General features: G+C 72.7%; 14 protein-coding genes. 9 read left to right on the top strand and 5 right to left on the bottom strand.

All coding sequences use genetic code 11. From position 1 onward, the window contains the following. From ACXJKL_RS03025 to trxA, 7 genes are all read left to right on the top strand, one after another. Positions 1 to 2,179 (top strand): DUF6049 family protein (locus tag ACXJKL_RS03025; protein WP_457205572.1); only part of this gene is annotated, 2,179 nt, incomplete at its 5' end. Continuing rightward, positions 2,176 to 3,804 (top strand): murein biosynthesis integral membrane protein MurJ, encoded by a 1,629-nt coding sequence (murJ, locus tag ACXJKL_RS03020; protein WP_457205571.1) that lies wholly within the window; start codon positions 2,176 to 2,178, stop codon positions 3,802 to 3,804. The genes ACXJKL_RS03025 and murJ, both read left to right, overlap by 4 nt. Before the next feature lie 53 nt (positions 3,805 to 3,857). Further along, positions 3,858 to 5,696, top strand: a complete 1,839-nt coding sequence (locus tag ACXJKL_RS03015) for a protein kinase domain-containing protein (RefSeq protein ID WP_457205570.1) — start codon at positions 3,858 to 3,860, stop codon at positions 5,694 to 5,696. Continuing rightward, positions 5,693 to 6,397 (top strand): RNA polymerase sigma factor SigM, encoded by a 705-nt coding sequence (gene sigM / locus ACXJKL_RS03010; protein ID WP_457205569.1) that lies wholly within the window; start codon positions 5,693 to 5,695, stop codon positions 6,395 to 6,397. Before ACXJKL_RS03015 ends, sigM begins: the two co-directional genes overlap by 4 nt. 67 nt (positions 6,398 to 6,464) lie before the next feature. Then, positions 6,465 to 7,205 (top strand): hypothetical protein, encoded by a 741-nt coding sequence (locus ACXJKL_RS03005; protein WP_457205568.1) that lies wholly within the window; start codon positions 6,465 to 6,467, stop codon positions 7,203 to 7,205. Between the two features lie 95 nt (positions 7,206 to 7,300). Further along, complete coding sequence (gene trxB, locus ACXJKL_RS03000; RefSeq protein WP_457205567.1) at positions 7,301 to 8,314, top strand: thioredoxin-disulfide reductase; 1,014 nt, start codon at positions 7,301 to 7,303, stop codon at positions 8,312 to 8,314. 37 nt (positions 8,315 to 8,351) lie between these two features. Beyond that, complete coding sequence (gene trxA, locus ACXJKL_RS02995) at positions 8,352 to 8,723, top strand: thioredoxin (protein WP_457205566.1); 372 nt, start codon at positions 8,352 to 8,354, stop codon at positions 8,721 to 8,723. Positions 8,724 to 8,815: 92 nt separating this feature from the next. Here the strand turns inward: trxA and ACXJKL_RS02990 are convergent, their stop codons facing one another. Continuing rightward, positions 8,816 to 9,466 (bottom strand): GNAT family N-acetyltransferase, encoded by a 651-nt coding sequence (locus ACXJKL_RS02990; protein WP_457205565.1) that lies wholly within the window; start codon positions 9,464 to 9,466, stop codon positions 8,816 to 8,818. 118 nt (positions 9,467 to 9,584) lie between these two features. On the opposite strand from ACXJKL_RS02990, the gene ACXJKL_RS02985 reads away from it, so the two are divergent. Together ACXJKL_RS02985 and ACXJKL_RS02980 are read left to right on the top strand one after the other, a co-directional pair. Continuing rightward, positions 9,585 to 10,799: a pyridoxal phosphate-dependent aminotransferase gene (locus ACXJKL_RS02985; RefSeq protein ID WP_457205564.1), complete on the top strand. Its 1,215-nt coding sequence runs from the start codon at positions 9,585 to 9,587 to the stop codon at positions 10,797 to 10,799. A 53-nt stretch (positions 10,800 to 10,852) separates the two neighbouring features. Next, entirely contained in the window at positions 10,853 to 11,629 is a 777-nt protein-coding gene (locus tag ACXJKL_RS02980) for a lysophospholipid acyltransferase family protein (RefSeq protein ID WP_457205563.1), read from the top strand. A 145-nt stretch (positions 11,630 to 11,774) separates the two neighbouring features. Here the strand turns inward: ACXJKL_RS02980 and ACXJKL_RS02975 are convergent, their stop codons facing one another. From ACXJKL_RS02975 to ACXJKL_RS02960, 4 genes are all read right to left on the bottom strand, one after another. Beyond that, positions 11,775 to 12,863 (bottom strand): ParB/RepB/Spo0J family partition protein, encoded by a 1,089-nt coding sequence (locus ACXJKL_RS02975; protein ID WP_457205562.1) that lies wholly within the window; start codon positions 12,861 to 12,863, stop codon positions 11,775 to 11,777. Next, positions 12,860 to 13,783, bottom strand: coding sequence for a ParA family protein (locus tag ACXJKL_RS02970; RefSeq protein ID WP_457205561.1), 924 nt, complete (start codon positions 13,781 to 13,783; stop codon positions 12,860 to 12,862). Before ACXJKL_RS02970 ends, ACXJKL_RS02975 begins: the two co-directional genes overlap by 4 nt. A 370-nt stretch (positions 13,784 to 14,153) precedes the next feature. Beyond that, a complete protein-coding gene (rsmG, locus tag ACXJKL_RS02965) occupies positions 14,154 to 14,873 on the bottom strand; it encodes a 16S rRNA (guanine(527)-N(7))-methyltransferase RsmG (RefSeq protein WP_457205560.1) in 720 nt (239 codons plus the stop codon). 53 nt (positions 14,874 to 14,926) lie between these two features. After that, positions 14,927 to 15,250 (bottom strand): Jag family protein (locus ACXJKL_RS02960; protein ID WP_457205559.1); only part of this gene is annotated, 324 nt, incomplete at its 5' end.

Here is a 15,250-nt window from a genome sequence, read left to right as displayed (position 1 = left end):
GGCCCGGCACCGCTTCGCCGCGGCGCTCGCCGCCACCCTCGTCGGCGTACCGGTCGTCGCGGCGGCACCCGCCGCGGAGGCGACCGCGGCGGCCGAGGCCGATCCGCTGATCGTCCACCTCGACTCGATCTCCCCGGCAGCGCTGACCGACGACGACCGCCCGGTGCGCATCCGGGGCACGGTCACCAACCAGAGCGCCGAGCCGTGGACCGGCGTCAACCTGTACGCCTTCCGCTCCACCACCCCCATCGTCGATGCGACCTCGCTGGCGGCGTCGGCGGCGATCGACCCCTCGCAGTACGTCGGCGACCGGGTGGTCGAGCCGGGTGCCTTCGACACCGTGGAGCTGCTCCAGCCCGGCGAGACGGCCGGCTTCGAGATGTCGGTGCCCCGCGACCAGCTCGGCATCGTGGCGCCGGGCGCCTACTGGATCGGCGTCCACGCGATCGGTGACTCCTCGGTGCCACGCGACGAGTTCGCCGACGGGCGCGCCCGCACCTTCATCCCGTACGTCGCACCCACCGACGACACCGTCGACACCGCCATCGTGGTGCCGATCCGCGAGCAGATCCGCCACACGGCCGGCGGGCGGGTGTCCGGTGTGCGCCGCTGGGGCACCTCCCTGGCCGACGGCGGACGCCTCGACGCGGTGCTCGACGCGGGCGAGGCCGCCGGCAGCGTGCCGATCACCTGGCTCATCGACCCCGCCGTCCTGGCCACCGTCTCGCGCCTCGCCGCCGGCAACCCGCCCCGGAGTCTCGCCGCCGATCCCGCCCAGCTGCCGGAGGACGGCAGCGAGGACCCGGCCGACGACCCGGCCGCGGAGGGACAGCCCGCGACGCCCGACGTCGGCGGCGCCCCGCTGGGCCCGCCGGCGGCCGCCGACCAGCGGCTCTCCGCCGACAAGGAGGCCGTCGCCGCGGCGGCCGGGGCCTGGCTGGATCGCCTCTCGGCCCTGGTCGTCGGCGAGACCGTGCTCTCCCTGCCGTACGGCGACCTCGACGTCTCGGCCGCCGCCGCGCACGACCCGGACTTCTACACCGACGCGGTGGCGCGCAGCGCCGAGGTGATGACTGCCCTCGGCATCGTGAGCACGCCGACCCTGGCCCCGCCGGGCGGGATCATCAGCCCGCAGGCCCTCGAGTCCGCGACCCCCGACGGCACCGTCCTGCTCGGAGACACGTCGTTCGCGGTGCCGCCCGACGCGCCCAACTCGGTGGTGCGCCTCCTGGGGCACAAGGTCGTCGTGACGTCGACGGGGGCCGCGGGCGGCGGCCCCGGCCCGACCGCCTCCGACGAGCCGCTCGCCCTGCGCCAGCGCCTGCTCAGCGAGGCCGCGCTGCGCCTGTACGCCGGCTCCACCGCCCCGGTGGTCCTCGAGCTTCCCGACGACTGGTTCCCCCGTGACCCGGCCAACCTCTTCGACGCCCTCGACGTGTCGTGGCTGCACACGGTGCTGCTCTCCGACATCAGCGCCCGGCCGGCCGAGTCCCTCACCGCCGCCGACCTCAGCTACACCGACGCGGACGAGGCGGACGAGCTCGGGGCGACGAGCTTCACCTCGGCCCAGGGACTGCGCCGACAGGCCGCGGTGATGGCCGGCGTCCTCACCAACCCCAACCTGGTGCGCCAGCAGGCGACCGACGAGGCCCTGGCCACCCTCTCGGTGCGCCAGCGCAACCGGGCGTCCGCGGCGGCCCTGTCCGCGCGCGGCGCCGCCGCGCACCTCGACGCCCAGCTCGCCGACATYGACGTCGTCGCGCCCTCGTCCGTGACGCTCTCCAGCGAGGACGGCACCCTCGGCGCCACCGTGGTCAACGGGCTCGACGAGCCCGTCACCGTGCGGGTCGGGGCCGAGTCGGACGGGTCCCTCGAGGTGGACGAGTCCGGCGTCCTGCGACTCGCGGCCGGAGCGCGCTCACGGCTGCTGCTCGACGTGACCGCCTCCCGGCTCGGGATCCACCAGGTGCGGCTGGTGGTCACCGACCAGGACGGCACCCCGACCGGCGGCTCCGCGTCGCTGCCGGTGCGGGCGGCCCAGGTCAGCGCGATCATCTGGTACATCCTGGTCTTCGGCACGGCCCTGCTCTTCGGCACGATCGTGGTGCGCGTCGTACGCCAGGTGCGAGCGCGGCGGTCCGCCGCGACGACCGAGGGCGAGCCGGGGGCGGCCACATGAGCGACACCCGCCTGCTGTCCGCGACGGCCGTGATGGCCAGCGGGACGATCCTGTCCCGCTTCAGCGGCTACTTCCGCACCCTGCTGATCATCGCGGCGCTCGGCCAGGCCCTGCACGCCGACATCTTCACCATCGCCAACACCATCCCCAACGCGGTCTACATCCTCGTCGCCGGTGGCGTCTTCAACGCGGTGCTGGTGCCCCAGCTGGTGCGCACGATGAAGAACGATCCCGACGGCGGGGACGCCTACGCGGCGCGGATCATCACGCTGTCCGCGATCTTCCTGGCCGTGGTCACCGTGGTCCTGGTGCTGGCGGCGCCCTGGCTCGTGAGGATCTACCTGTCGGACGGCTACTACCGGCCCGACCGCACCGCCCAGCTCGACTCGGCGATCGCCTTCACCCGCTACTGCCTGCCGCAGGTCTTCTTCTACGGGATGTTCGTGCTGGTGGGCCAGGTGCTCAACGCGCGGCAGAGGTTCGGCCCGATGATGTGGGCTCCCATCGCCAACAACCTGATCGCCATCGCGGTGCTCGGCCTCTACCTCGTCCTGTGGGGCCAGCCGACGGCCGCCGAGCAGGTGGGCGGCTACAGCAACGCGCAGGAGCTGATGCTCGGCCTCGGCTCCACGCTGGGCATCGTCGTGCAGTTCCTGATCCTGCTGCCCTACCTGCGCCGGGCCGGCTTCCACTACCGCCCGCGCTTCGACTTCCGCGGCACCGGGCTGGGCCACACCGCGCGCCTCGGGGTGTGGACCGTGCTCTTCGTGGTGGTCAACCAGCTGGCCTACCTCGTCGTCACCCGGCTGGCGTCCAGCGGCACGGTCGACGGCGGTGGCACCGGCAACACGGTCTACTCGAGCAGCTTCCTGATCATGATGGTGCCGCACGCCATCATCACGGTCTCCCTCACGACCGCGATCCTGCCCCGGCTCTCCGGCTACGCCAGCGACGCGCGCCTGGCGGACATGGGTCGCACGCTGGGCTCGACGCTGCGCACCGCCCTCGTCGTGGTGCTGCCGTTCGCCGCCCTCGTGCCGATCCTGGCGGGGGACATCGCCGGGGTGCTCTTCGACGCCGGCGCGGGCGACCCGGCGGCCTTCGCCCCCACGCTGGCGCTCTTCGGGCCCGCCCTGGTCTTCTTCACCGTCCACTACATGATGCTGCGCGGCTTCTACGCCCTCGAGCAGACCCGGCTGGTGTTCTTCATCCAGTGCGCCATCTCGGCCACCAACATCGTCGCGGCGGTGCTGCTGGTCGGACGGACCAACGCCGACCAGACCGCGCCCGCCCTCGTGCTGGCCTGGCTCGCGTCRTACGTCGTGGGCTCGGCCATCAGCTACACCGTCCTGCGCCGCGCCCTGGGCGGCCTGGGGACCCCGGCGCTGGTGCGCTTCGGCGTCCGGATGGCCGTCGCCTGCGCCGGCGCGGCCCTGGCGGCGTGGGGGGTCGAGCTGGCCCTCGCCGGGCTGGGCGAGGAGCCGGGCATCCTCCTGTCGCTGCTGCGCGGCGGCCTGGCCGGGCTCGCGGGTGCGCTCGTCCTGCTCGGCGTCGCACGACTGATGCGGATCCGTGAGGTCACCTCGCTGGTGGACAGCGTGGTCGACCGGGTACGGCGCCGGTGAGTCCTACGATGAGGTCGTCCACCCAGCCGGGGCCCTCGGGAGCGAGGTGAGAGGTGCCTGACTCGATCCACGCCGGAGAGGTGCTCGCCTCCCGCTACCGACTCGACGACCTGCTCACCGAGAGCGAGGGCGGCCGGTTCTGGCGCGCGCACGACTCGGTGCTGCACCGGCACGTGGCCGTGCACCTCATCTCCCGCCACGACGCCCGCGCCCCGGGGCTGCTGGAGGCCGCCCGCACCGTCGCCCCGCACGTCGACCCCCGCCTGCTGCGCGTCCTGGACGCCGAGCAGCTCGACGACCTCTGCTACGTCGTCAACGAGTGGGGCCAGGGGACGTCCCTCGACGTCATGCTGGCCAACGACGGTCCGCTGGCGCCGCGCTATGCCGCCTGGATCGTCTCCGAGGTCGCCGACAGCCTCACCCTGGCCCACGCGGCCGGGCTGGCCCACGGGCGCATGGTCCCCGAGAACGTCCTGATCGACCACCACGGCCAGGTCCGCATCATCGGCTTCGCGGTCGACGCCGCCCTCCACGGCCTCCCGCCGGGTCGGCGCTCCGCCGACCTCGTCGACACCGCGGGGCTGCTGTACGCCGCCCTCACCGGCAAGTGGGCCGGCGTCTCCACCTCGCTGCTCCCCGACGCCCCCACCGACCACGGCGCCGTGCTGCGCCCGCGCCGGGTCCGCGCCGGGATCCCCCGTGCCCTCGACGCCCTCTGCGACCAGGTCCTCAACGAGGGCCGGTCCGGTGAGGCGGGCATCTCCGCCGCCGTGATCGCCGAGATGCTGCGCGAGTACGTCGGGGACGCCTCCGGGCTGCGCGAGACCGGGCACGGCGCCACGCAGGACCACCCCGTGCAGAACTGGGCGCCACCCCAGGGCGAGCCGACCCGCGCCGTGCCGACGGTGTCGCCGGCCGTGCCCACCACGACCGACGCCGCGCCGTCGCCGGCGCCCGCCGTGAGCAGCCCCGCGACGCCGGTGGACCACCCCACCCAGGCCGGCATGCCCGTCTTCGACGACGAGCGCGACGACGTGGGCTGGGTGGCCGCCCGCAGCGACACGCCTCCGCCTCCGCCGCCCTTCGAGGAACGGCCCGCCAAGCCGCTCTTCGCCCCCGAGCCACCGGAGGGCCAGCCGGCGCGTCGGCCCCGCGAGGGCGTGCGTCCCTCCGCCAGCGGCTACTGGCCGTGGGAGGCCACCGCGGGAGGGTCCCCGTCCGGCTCCCAGACCGGACAGCACACCGGGTCGGGCTCCTGGCCGTCGTACGACACGAGCACYGGGACCGGCGACGTGGTGCCCGGCCGCGGCTCGATCCGGTTCGCCCTCCTCATCGGGCTGTGCCTGCTCGTCGCCATGGCCGCGCTCGCGGCGTACCAGCTGGGCCGTCCCGACGGCGAGGAGGCGACGACCCAGACGCCCGGCTCGCCGGTGACCACGGCCGCCCCGACCCCGTTCCCGGACGTCACTGCCCGCGACTTCGACCCGCAGGGCACCGACGGGCAGGTGGAGAACTCCGACCGGGTCCCGCTGGTGCTCGACGGCAACGGCGCCACGGCCTGGACCACCTCGAGCTACGCCCAGCAGCTCGGACCGGCCGGGCTCAAGACCGGCGTCGGCCTCGTCATCGACCTCGGCCGCACCCGCGGCGTGCGGCAGGTCGACGTCGCCACCCTCGGCGGGCCGACGTCGTTGTCGATCTACGTCACCGGGCAGTCGCCCACCGGCGTCGCGGACCTCACCCCGGTCGGGACCGCGTCCGGGAGCGGAGCCCTGACCGTGGACCTCGACGAGGCCGTGTCGGGTCGCTTCGTCACCGTGTGGCTCACCGCGCTCCCCCAGCTCGACGGCTCCTACCGCGGCACCGTGTCGGACGTCGTGGTGGCCGGGTGACGTCGCACCACGACGGCGGGCCCGCGCCCGGCGCCGACGAGCGCCCGGACGCCGACCTCCTGGCCGCCCACGTCGCGGGCGACGCCGATGCCTTCGGGGTGCTCTTCGGGCGGCACCGCGACCGGCTGTGGGCGGTGGCCCTGCGGACGATGGGCAACCCCGAGGACGCGGCCGACGGCCTCCAGGACGGCATGGTCGCGGCGTTCCGCAGGGCCGGCTCGTTCCGGGGCGAGGCGCAGGTGACCACCTGGTTGCACCGGGTGGTCGTCAACGCGTGCCTGGACCGGATCCGAGCCGCCAAGGTGCGTGCCGCCGACGCCCTCCCCGACGACCTGGAGGAGCGGGCCGGACGCGGGGCGCTGGTCGCCTCCACCGCCGTGGGTGACGACCCCGAGGCCAGCGCACTCGCCGACGAGCGCCGTCGCGCTGTGCTGCACGCCCTCGCCACGCTGCCCGCCGACCAGCGGGCGGCACTCGTCCTGGTGGACATGGAGGGCTACACCGTCGCCGAGGCGGCCGCGATCCTCGACTGCGCGGAGGGCACCATCAAGTCGCGCTGCTCCCGCGGCCGGGCGCGGCTCGCCCCCCTGCTGGGCGCGTTGAGGCCCTCCTCACCCCCGTCCTCCCCGGGGAACCCGCCGACCGGCACGGACGTCCCATCCACCGGCGCCCCCCGCGGGCCACCGGCCGCGGGCCGCTGACCCGTCCGTTCCCCACACCCGCTCGTTCCGCACCCGCGCTCGACATCCGCACCGAGGAGGTGACCCGATGACCGCCCCCGACGACCCGACCCTGTCCCCCGCCGAGGAGGCGGCCGTCCGTGCCCGCCTCGCCGAGGCCCGGCACACCGCTCCCGTCCCCGACGACGTCGTCACCCGCCTCGACGCGGCCCTCGCGGAGCTCACCGCCGAGCGCCGGGAGGCAGACCCGGCGGCGCTCGCGCCCGTCGTACCCCTCGGGTCGCGTCGTCGACGCGCCCTCACCAGCGGGCTGGTCGCCGCGGCCGCCGTCGTGGTCCTCGGCGTCGCCCTCCCCCAGGTGCTCGACTCCACCGGCACGTCCGGCGGTGGCGACTCGGCCTCCAGCGCGGACGGTGGCGGCTCCGCCGACCAGGCCGACGAGGTGGGGCCCGCCGAGGCCGGACCCGCCGAGGACCGGGACGGCAGCGGCAAGGCCGCCGGGTCCGCCCCGAGCCAGCTCTCCAGCAGTCCCGAGGCCGCCGAGAGCGAGCGCACGGGATCGGCGTTCGCCGCCCCCGTCCCGCTGAGCAGCACCCAGGCGCTGCGCCCCGCCGTACGCCCCCTCACGCTGCCGGGTGCCGTGACGTCGTACGCACCCAGCCCCCGGTGCCGCCTCGACGTCGGCGACGGCGAGCGCGTGGACGCGACGTGGGACGGGCTGCCGGCCCTCGTCGTGCTGCGCCCGGCCCAGGACGGCCGCCAGGTGGTGGACGTCTACCTCTGCGGTTCGGACGAGGCCGTGGACAGCACGTCGCTCCGCGCCCGCTGAGCCGGCGTGGTGTCCGCCACCGCGGGGAACATCCCTCGCCTACGATCGGTTGGAACCCACGACACGTTCCCCCATCCGTAGGAGCCCTGAACCGCATGACTGAGCACACCGAGACCCGCAACGTGATCATCATCGGGTCGGGCCCGTCCGGCTACACCGCTGCGGTGTACGCCGCCCGCGCGGCCCTGGCGCCGCTGGTCTTCGAGGGCTCGGTCACCGCCGGCGGTGCGCTGATGAACACCACGGAGGTCGAGAACTTCCCGGGCTTCCGCGACGGGATCATGGGTCCCGCACTGATGGACGAGATGCGGGCCCAGGCCGAGCGCTTCGGCGCCGAGCTGGTCTCCGACGACGTCGTCGAGGTCGACCTGACCGGCGAGGTCAAGGTCGTCAGGACGGCCACCGACACCTACACGGCGCGGTCGGTGATCCTCGCGACCGGCTCCGGCTACCGCAAGCTCGGTCTCCCCCGCGAGGAGGAGCTGTCCGGCCGYGGTGTGTCCTGGTGCGCGACCTGCGACGGCTTCTTCTTCCGCGAGCAGGCCATCGCCGTCGTGGGCGGCGGCGACTCCGCGATCGAGGAGGCGACCTTCCTGACCCGCTTCGCCTCGAAGGTCTACCTGATCCACCGTCGCGACGAGCTGCGCGCCTCCAAGATCATGCAGGAGCGCGCCTTCGCCGACCCCAAGCTCGAGATCGTGTGGAACTCCGAGGTCGCCTCCATCAACGGTGCCGACCGGCTCGAGTCGATCACCCTGCGCGACACCACCGACAGCGAGCTGCGCCAGCTCGACGTGACCGGGCTCTTCATCGCCATCGGCCACGACCCGCGCTCCGAGCTCCTCGCCGGCCAGGTCGACCTCGACGACGACGGCTACGTGCTGGTCGACCACCCGTCCACGGCGACCAACGTCCGCGGCGTCTTCGCGGCCGGCGACCTGGTGGACCACCACTACCGCCAGGCGATCACCGCCGCCGGCACCGGCTGCGCCGCGGCCCTCGACGCCGAGCGCTTCGTGGCCGCGCTCGACCACGCGGCCCTCGTGGACGCCTCGCCGGCGGAGACCGACGAGATCGTCACCGAGGTCGTGCAGACCGCCGGCGCCTGAGCGGCCCCGCACCGGGCCGGGAACAGATGTCCCCGGCATGGTGTTCACTCAGCACATCCCGAGACACCCAGAGAGAGGTAGAGCAGTGGCCAACATCGCCGCCGTGACCGACGCCGAGTTCGAGGCGCAGGTCCTCAAGTCCGACAAGCCCGTCCTGGTGGACTTCTGGGCCGAGTGGTGCGGACCGTGCCGCCAGGTCGCGCCGATCCTCGACGAGATCAACTCCGAGCACGGTGACAAGGTCACCTTCCTCAAGATGAACGTCGACGAGAACCCCGTGACCCCTTCGTCCTACCGCGTCACCGGCATCCCGACCATCAACGTCTACTCCGGTGGCGAGGTCGTCAAGTCGATCGTGGGCGCCAAGCCCAAGGCCGCGCTCCTCAAGGAGCTCGCCGACTTCATCTGAGTCGCCCGGCTCCAGCACTCCTCACCTCGCCCCGGTGCGCTCCTCGCGGAGCCGCCGGGGTGTCGTGCGTCCCGGGGCGAGTCGCGGAGGTCTCAGTGCGTCGTACGCCGCCCGTGCAGGGCCCGCGGCTGCTGCGGCGCCCGCGCCGGGGCCGGGCGCACGACGCCCCACAGCTTCTCCAGGGCCGACTCGACCTCGTCCTTCCAGCTGATCGCCGATCGCAGCTCCATCCGCATCCGCGGAGTGGTGATGTGCGCCCGCTGCGTGCGGAAGCCGACCCGGCCGAGGAACTCCGCCGACATCACGCACCCGTCCGCGCGCCCGCGGGTGTCCCCGAAGGCCTCCACCGCCACCTGTCCACGGGTCACGAGGTCGCGGGCCATCCCCTGCACCAGCTGACGGGCCAGACCGCCGCCGCGGGCCCACGGCTCGACCTGGACGGTCGTCAGCACGACGGCATCCGGCGAGACCGGCGCCGTGGGCAGGGCCGCCTGACCAGGCACGAAGGCGGCGGGCACGTAGATCGCGTGTCCCGCGACCCGGCCGTCGACGAGCACGACCCGGCCGGCCGAGCCCCACTCCCGCAGCACCTCCGAGAGCCAGCGCTGCTTCTCCGCCACCCGCTCGTCGTGGTCGAGCCGCGCCCGGCTCACGGCGTCGAGCTCCCAGAAGAGGCACGAGCGGCAGGGTTCACCCACCTCGGCGAGGTGGTCGACGGTGATCGGAGCGGTACGACGCGACATCGGGCCTCCTGCGTCCGGGTGACGGCGGCTGCGTGGACGACGTACGACACAGGCTCGGGTGTCGTCCACCCAGGACATCCCCATGCTAGGCCGCTTCCGCGCCTGAGAGGATGCCTGTGTGCGCCCCATCGTCCAGAGCCAGAAGCTGCGTGGAGTCCGCTACGACGTGCGGGGTCCGATCCTGCTCGAGGCCCAACGCCTCGAGGCCGAGGGGCACCGCATCCTCAAGCTCAACATCGGCAACACGGCGCCGTTCGGGTTCGAGGCACCCGAGGCGATCGTCGCCGACATGGTCCACCACCTGCCCAAGTCGCAGGGCTACAGCGACTCGCAGGGCATCTACTCGGCCCGGACCGCGGTGGTGAACTACTACCAGTCCCGTGGGCTGCGCGAGGTGGGCGTCGAGGACGTCTTCATCGGCAACGGCGTCTCCGAGCTGATCTCGATGGTGCTCCAGGCCTTCCTCGACGACGGCAACGAGGTCCTGGTGCCCGCCCCGGACTACCCGCTGTGGACCGGCGCCGTCACGCTGTCCGGTGGTACGGCGGTGCACTACCGCTGCGACGAGGAGGACGGCTGGAACCCCGACCTCGCCGACATCGAGGCCAAGATCACCGAGAACACGCACGCGCTGGTCATCATCAACCCCAACAACCCCACGGGCGCGGTCTACAGCGAGGACGTCGTCAAGGGGCTCGTCGACATCGCCCGGCGTCACGAGCTGGTCATCCTCGCCGACGAGATCTACGAGAAGATCGTCTTCGAGGACGCGCTGCACCACCACGCCGCGACGTACGCCGGCAACGACGTGCTCTGCCTGACCTTCAGCGGCCTCTCCAAGGCCTACCGCGTCTGCGGCTACCGCGCCGGCTGGGTGATGATCTCGGGTCCCAAGGAGATCGCCACCGACTTCCTCGAGGGGCTCACCCTCATCGCCAACATGCGCATGTGCGCCAACGTGCCCGCGCAGCACGCGATCCAGACGGCCCTGGGCGGCTACCAGTCCGTGGAGGAGCTGATCGGTCCCGGGGGGCGTTACTACGAGCAGTCGATGCTCGCGGACCGGCTGCTCAACGAGATCCCGGGCGTCTCCAACGTCACGCCCAAGGGCGCGCTCTACTGCTTCCCGCGCCTCGACCCGGCCGTCTACCCCATCGACGACGACCAGGAGTTCGTGATCGAGCTGCTGCGCGCCAAGAAGATCCTGGTCACCCACGGCACCGGCTTCAACTGGTTCTCACCCGACCACTTCCGGCTCGTGACGCTGCCCGAGGCGGGCGTGCTCGAGGAGGCGATCGGCCGGATCGGCGACTTCCTCGCCACCCGCCGCTGAGAGCCGCGTCCCACCCCCTCGCCGACGCGTCGCACGGCCCCTAGGCTCACCGCATGCGAGACGTGACCTACCCCCCGATCATCTACACCGCCCTCGCGGGCTTCAAGATGCTCGGGCAGCGGTTCCAGATGACCGGCACCGAGCACGTGCCCCGTTCCGGCGGCGTGCTGCTGGCCTACAACCACATCGGGTACGTCGACTTCATCTACGGCGGCTTCGCGGCCCGGCCCTCGCGGCGGCTGGTGCGCTTCATGGCCAAGCGCGAGCTCTTCGACCACCCGGCCGTCGGCCCGCTGATGCGCTCCCTGCACCACATCGAGGTCGACCGCGCGTCGGGGGAGAAGTCCCTCGACGTCGCCCTGGAGTACCTCAGGGCCGGCGAGGCGGTGGGCATCTTCCCGGAGGCGACCATCTCGCGGGCCTTCGAGCTCAAGGAGATCAAGACCGGCGCGGTGCGCATCGCGGCCGAGGCGGGCGTCCCGCTGGTGCCCGTCATCCTGTGGGGCACCCAGCGGATGATGACCAAGGACCACCCGCGCGACTTCAGCCGCGGCAAGACCATCGCGCTGTCCGTCGGCGAGCCGATGTACCCCACCGGCGAGAACCCCGCCGCGGAGACCGCCGAGCTCAAGGCACGGATGAGCGCGCTGCTGGAGGAGACGATCGCCGCCTATCCCACCGACGAGCAGCCGCCCGGGTCCTGGTGGCTTCCGAAGCGGCTCGGCGGCTCGGCCCCCACGCTCGAGGAGGCCAAGGTCCTCGACGCAGCGGAGAAGCGCGAACGCGCCCGCAAGCGGGCCGAGAAGCGCGCCGCGGCCCGCAAGAAGTGACCCGGCGTGACTCCCTGACGATGAGTCACTGTAGCGACTTGTCGTTGTGTTGCTTCATCGCTTGAGCGACTTGTCACTTTATCGACTTGCAGTGTTTCCGCAGGTCAGCGGCCTACGAGGAGCACGAGCGCGGGCCGCGAGGTCGTCAGATGGGGCGGTCTGTCCGGTTGCGGGGGTCCATGACCTCCACGATCCGTCGCAGGTCGTCCAGGGAGGCGAACTCCACGGTGATCTTGCCCTTGGCCTTGCCGAGATCGACCTTGACCCGCGTCTCGAAGCGGTCGGAGAGCCGCTCGGCCAGGTCGGCCAGGCCAGGGGCACTGGGGCGGGAGCGCTGGGTGCGCGCCGAGCCGCTCTGACCGGGTCCGACGGACACGATCTCCTCGAGGCCACGCACGCTGATGCCCTCCGCGGTGACCCGCGAGGCAAGCCGGTCCTGCAGGTCGGCGTCCTCCACGCTGAGCAGGGCCCGGGCATGGCCCGCGGACAGCACGCCCGCCGCCACGCGGCGCTGGACCGCCGGGGAGAGCTTGAGCAGCCGCAGGGTGTTGCTGATCTGCGGGCGTGAGCGGCCGATGCGCTGCGCGAGCTCGTCGTGGGTGCAGCCGAAGTCCTCGAGGAGCTGACCGTAGGCCGCCGCCTCTTCGAGGGGGTTCAGCTGAGAGCGGTGCAGGTTCTCCAGCAGGGCGTCCCGCAGCATGTCGTGGTCGTCGGTGTCGCGCACGATCGCCGGGATGGCGGTGAGACCGGCCTCCTGGGAGGCCCGCCACCGGCGCTCGCCCATGATCAGCTCGTAGGAGTCGTCGCCGGCGGGCCGCACGACGACCGGTTGGAGCAGACCCACTTCCCGGATGGAGTGGACGAGCTCGGCGAGCGCCTCCTCCTCGAAGACCTGGCGCGGTTGCCGGGCATTGGGCCGCACCTGGGTGATCGGCAGCTCGGCGAACCACGACCCGGCCACCTGGACCGGGGCGGGGTCTGCGGACTCCGCGCTCGACGCGGTGTTCGACGTGGAGGTGCTCTCCGAGGATGCGTGGTCACCGGCGTGACCCGCATCCGAGCCCCGGCCCCCTGGCGAGCCGGGGGAGTCGACGTCCGCGGGGCTCGAGCCGTTGGCGGAGGACCGGTCGCCCGAGGTCGGCGCACCGGAGGGCGCCTCGGGGGGAGCGGTCGGGATCAGCGACCCGAGGCCGCGGCCGAGGCCGCGTCGTACGGGCTTGGGGGTGGACGTCATCGTGGTGCTCCCTTGGTGGCGATCTCACGGGCCGCCTCCAGATAGCTCAGTGCGCCCGCCGAGGCCGGATCGTAGGTCATCACCGTCTGGCCGTACGACGGCGCCTCCGACACGCGGACCGATCGAGGCACCGCCGTCTTGAGGACCTCGGTCCCGAAGTGTTCCCGGACCTCCGAGGCCACGTTCGCCGCGAGGCGAGTGCGTGCGTCGTACATCGTGAGCAGGATGGTGGAGACCACCAGGTCGGGATTGAGGTGCTTGCGCACCATCTCCACGGTCTCGAGGAGCTGCCCGAGACCCTCGAGCGCGTAGTACTCGGCCTGGATGGGGATGAACATCTCTCGCCCGGCGACCAGGGCGTTCAGGGTCAGCAGGCCCAGGGACGGCGGGCAGTCCACGAGGACGTAGTCGAACCGCTCCTCACCCGCTTCCTCGGCGGTCCCGATCCAGGGATGTCCGGCGAGGGCCCGCTGCAACCGGCTCTCGCGGGCCACGACGCTGACCAGCTCGATCTCCGCCCCGGCGAGGTCGATCGTGGCGGGCACCACCCACAGTCCGGGGAGGTCGTCGCACGGCGTCATCACATCGGCGAGGGGCTCGCCCTCCACCAGCATGTCGTACGTCGAGGGCACGCCACGGTGGTGGTCGATGCTGAGCGCCGTGGACGCGTTGCCCTGGGGGTCCAGGTCGATGACCAGGACGCGTTGCCCGAGCTGGGCCAGGGCCGCGGCCGTGTTCACCGTGGACGTCGTCTTGCCGACGCCGCCCTTCTGGTTGGCGACCACGAAGACGCGAGTCGCCTCCGGACGAGGTACCTCGCGGCCACGGTGGAGTCCGCCGGTGCGCGCCAGGACGGAGTGCTCGGCGGCTCGCGCCAGCGGGGTGGTGTCGTCGTGGAACCCCGAGTGCCCCTCGGCCACCTCCGCAGCAGTTCGTACCGTGAACGGCCGAGCCTGCGCACCTGTTTCACGTGAAACGGGAGAGTCACTCACCGTTTCACGTGAAACCTGTTCACCCTCAGCCTGTGGATGACGGGGGTCATCCTGTGGAAACTCACGCTCAGGAGCGGTACCCGTACCGGTGGAAAACTTCAGATCGGCCTCCTCGCCCCGAACGTCGTCCTTGCGGGCGTCCCAGGAGGGGGAGGGGTGCGACGGGCGGTCCTCAGACACGGGCGAACACGAACCTTTCGCTTCACGCGCGGGGGCGAAGCTCACAGACGGGGGACGGACAGGCAACGGGCTGCGGCGACGAAGGGCGACATGGATCCGCGGAGACACCGCACGACGGTCACGGGGAGCGGCGGCGGCGGGGTGGTGGCTTCGTCGAAGCAAGCGGCCAACCTACCCGCGCGGGGTCGGCCCAGGCCACTCTCAGGGCGTGGGTGCTGTGGACGAGCAGGTCCTCACCCAGCGTGAGCACCTCGGGCTCGGCGCAGCGCCAGCGCGAGAGGACCGGGCGGGCCGCCTCGATCTCCTCGGCGACCGAGGACCCCTTCATGGCGACGAGGGCTCCGTGGGACGCCACCAGAGGCATGGACCACTGGAGCAACCGCTCCAAGGGCGCGACGGCCCGGGACGTGACGACGTCGAAGGTACGGGTGCCGTGCAGGGCGTCCGCGCGGCCACGGACCACCTCGACGTTGGGCAGCTCCAGCGCCGCGACGACCTCCTCCAAGAAGGTCGTCCGCCGCAGCAGCGGCTCCACGAGGGTGACCTCGAGGTCGGCCCGCGCGATGGCCAGCACCAGGCCCGGCAGACCGGCGCCTGAACCGACGTCACACACCGTCGCCCCCGACGGCACGGCTTCACCCAGGACGGCGCAGTTGAGGAGATGCCGGTCCCAGAGACGGGGCGCCTCACGCGGCCCGATGAGACCCCGCACGACGCCATCGGTCGCCAGGAGATCGGCGTACGCCACGACGAGCGGGAGACGATCGGACGCGAACACCCTCCCGGCCTCGACGGGCGGGGAGGGTGCGCGGGGGGACGTGGGGTCCTCGTCGGTCACGGCTCTCGTTTCACGTGAAACAGGTCGATCGAGTCAGGAGGTAGGTCAGGAGGTCAGGAGGGCAGGATCACGACGTAGCGCTTGGGCTCGGCGCYCTCGGACTCCGACGTCAGACCCGCCGCGGACACGGCGTCGTGCACGACCTTGCGCTCGAACGACGTCATCGGGCTCAGCGACACCTGAGCGCCCGACTCCCTGACCTCGGCGATCTTCTCCGCGGCAAGCTCGATCAGCCGGGCGCGCTGCTCGGCCCGGTGGCCGGAGACGTCCAGCATGAGGCGGGACCGCTCCCCGGTCTCGCGGTACACCGCGAGCCGGGTCAGCTCCTGGAGCGCGTCGAGCACCTCGCCGTTGCGCCCCACGAGCTGGGAGAGGTC

It is taken from the genome of Nocardioides sp. P5_C9_2 (assembly GCF_054049555.1).
The sequence above is the reverse complement of the archived record's forward strand: the minus strand, read 5'-3'. Positions and strand labels throughout refer to the sequence as shown.

Coding starts and splice junctions, on each gene's coding strand:
- ACXJKL_RS03005 (WP_457205568.1), top strand. CDS start 6,465: ATGACCGCCCCCGACGACCCGACCCTGTCCCCCGCCGAGGAGGCGGCC.
- ACXJKL_RS02980 (WP_457205563.1), top strand. CDS start 10,853: ATGCGAGACGTGACCTACCCCCCGATCATCTACACCGCCCTCGCGGGC.
- trxA (WP_457205566.1), top strand. CDS start 8,352: ATGGTGTTCACTCAGCACATCCCGAGACACCCAGAGAGAGGTAGAGCA.
- ACXJKL_RS02975 (WP_457205562.1), bottom strand. CDS start 12,863: ATGACGTCCACCCCCAAGCCCGTACGACGCGGCCTCGGCCGCGGCCTC.
- ACXJKL_RS02990 (WP_457205565.1), bottom strand. CDS start 9,466: ATGTCGCGTCGTACCGCTCCGATCACCGTCGACCACCTCGCCGAGGTG.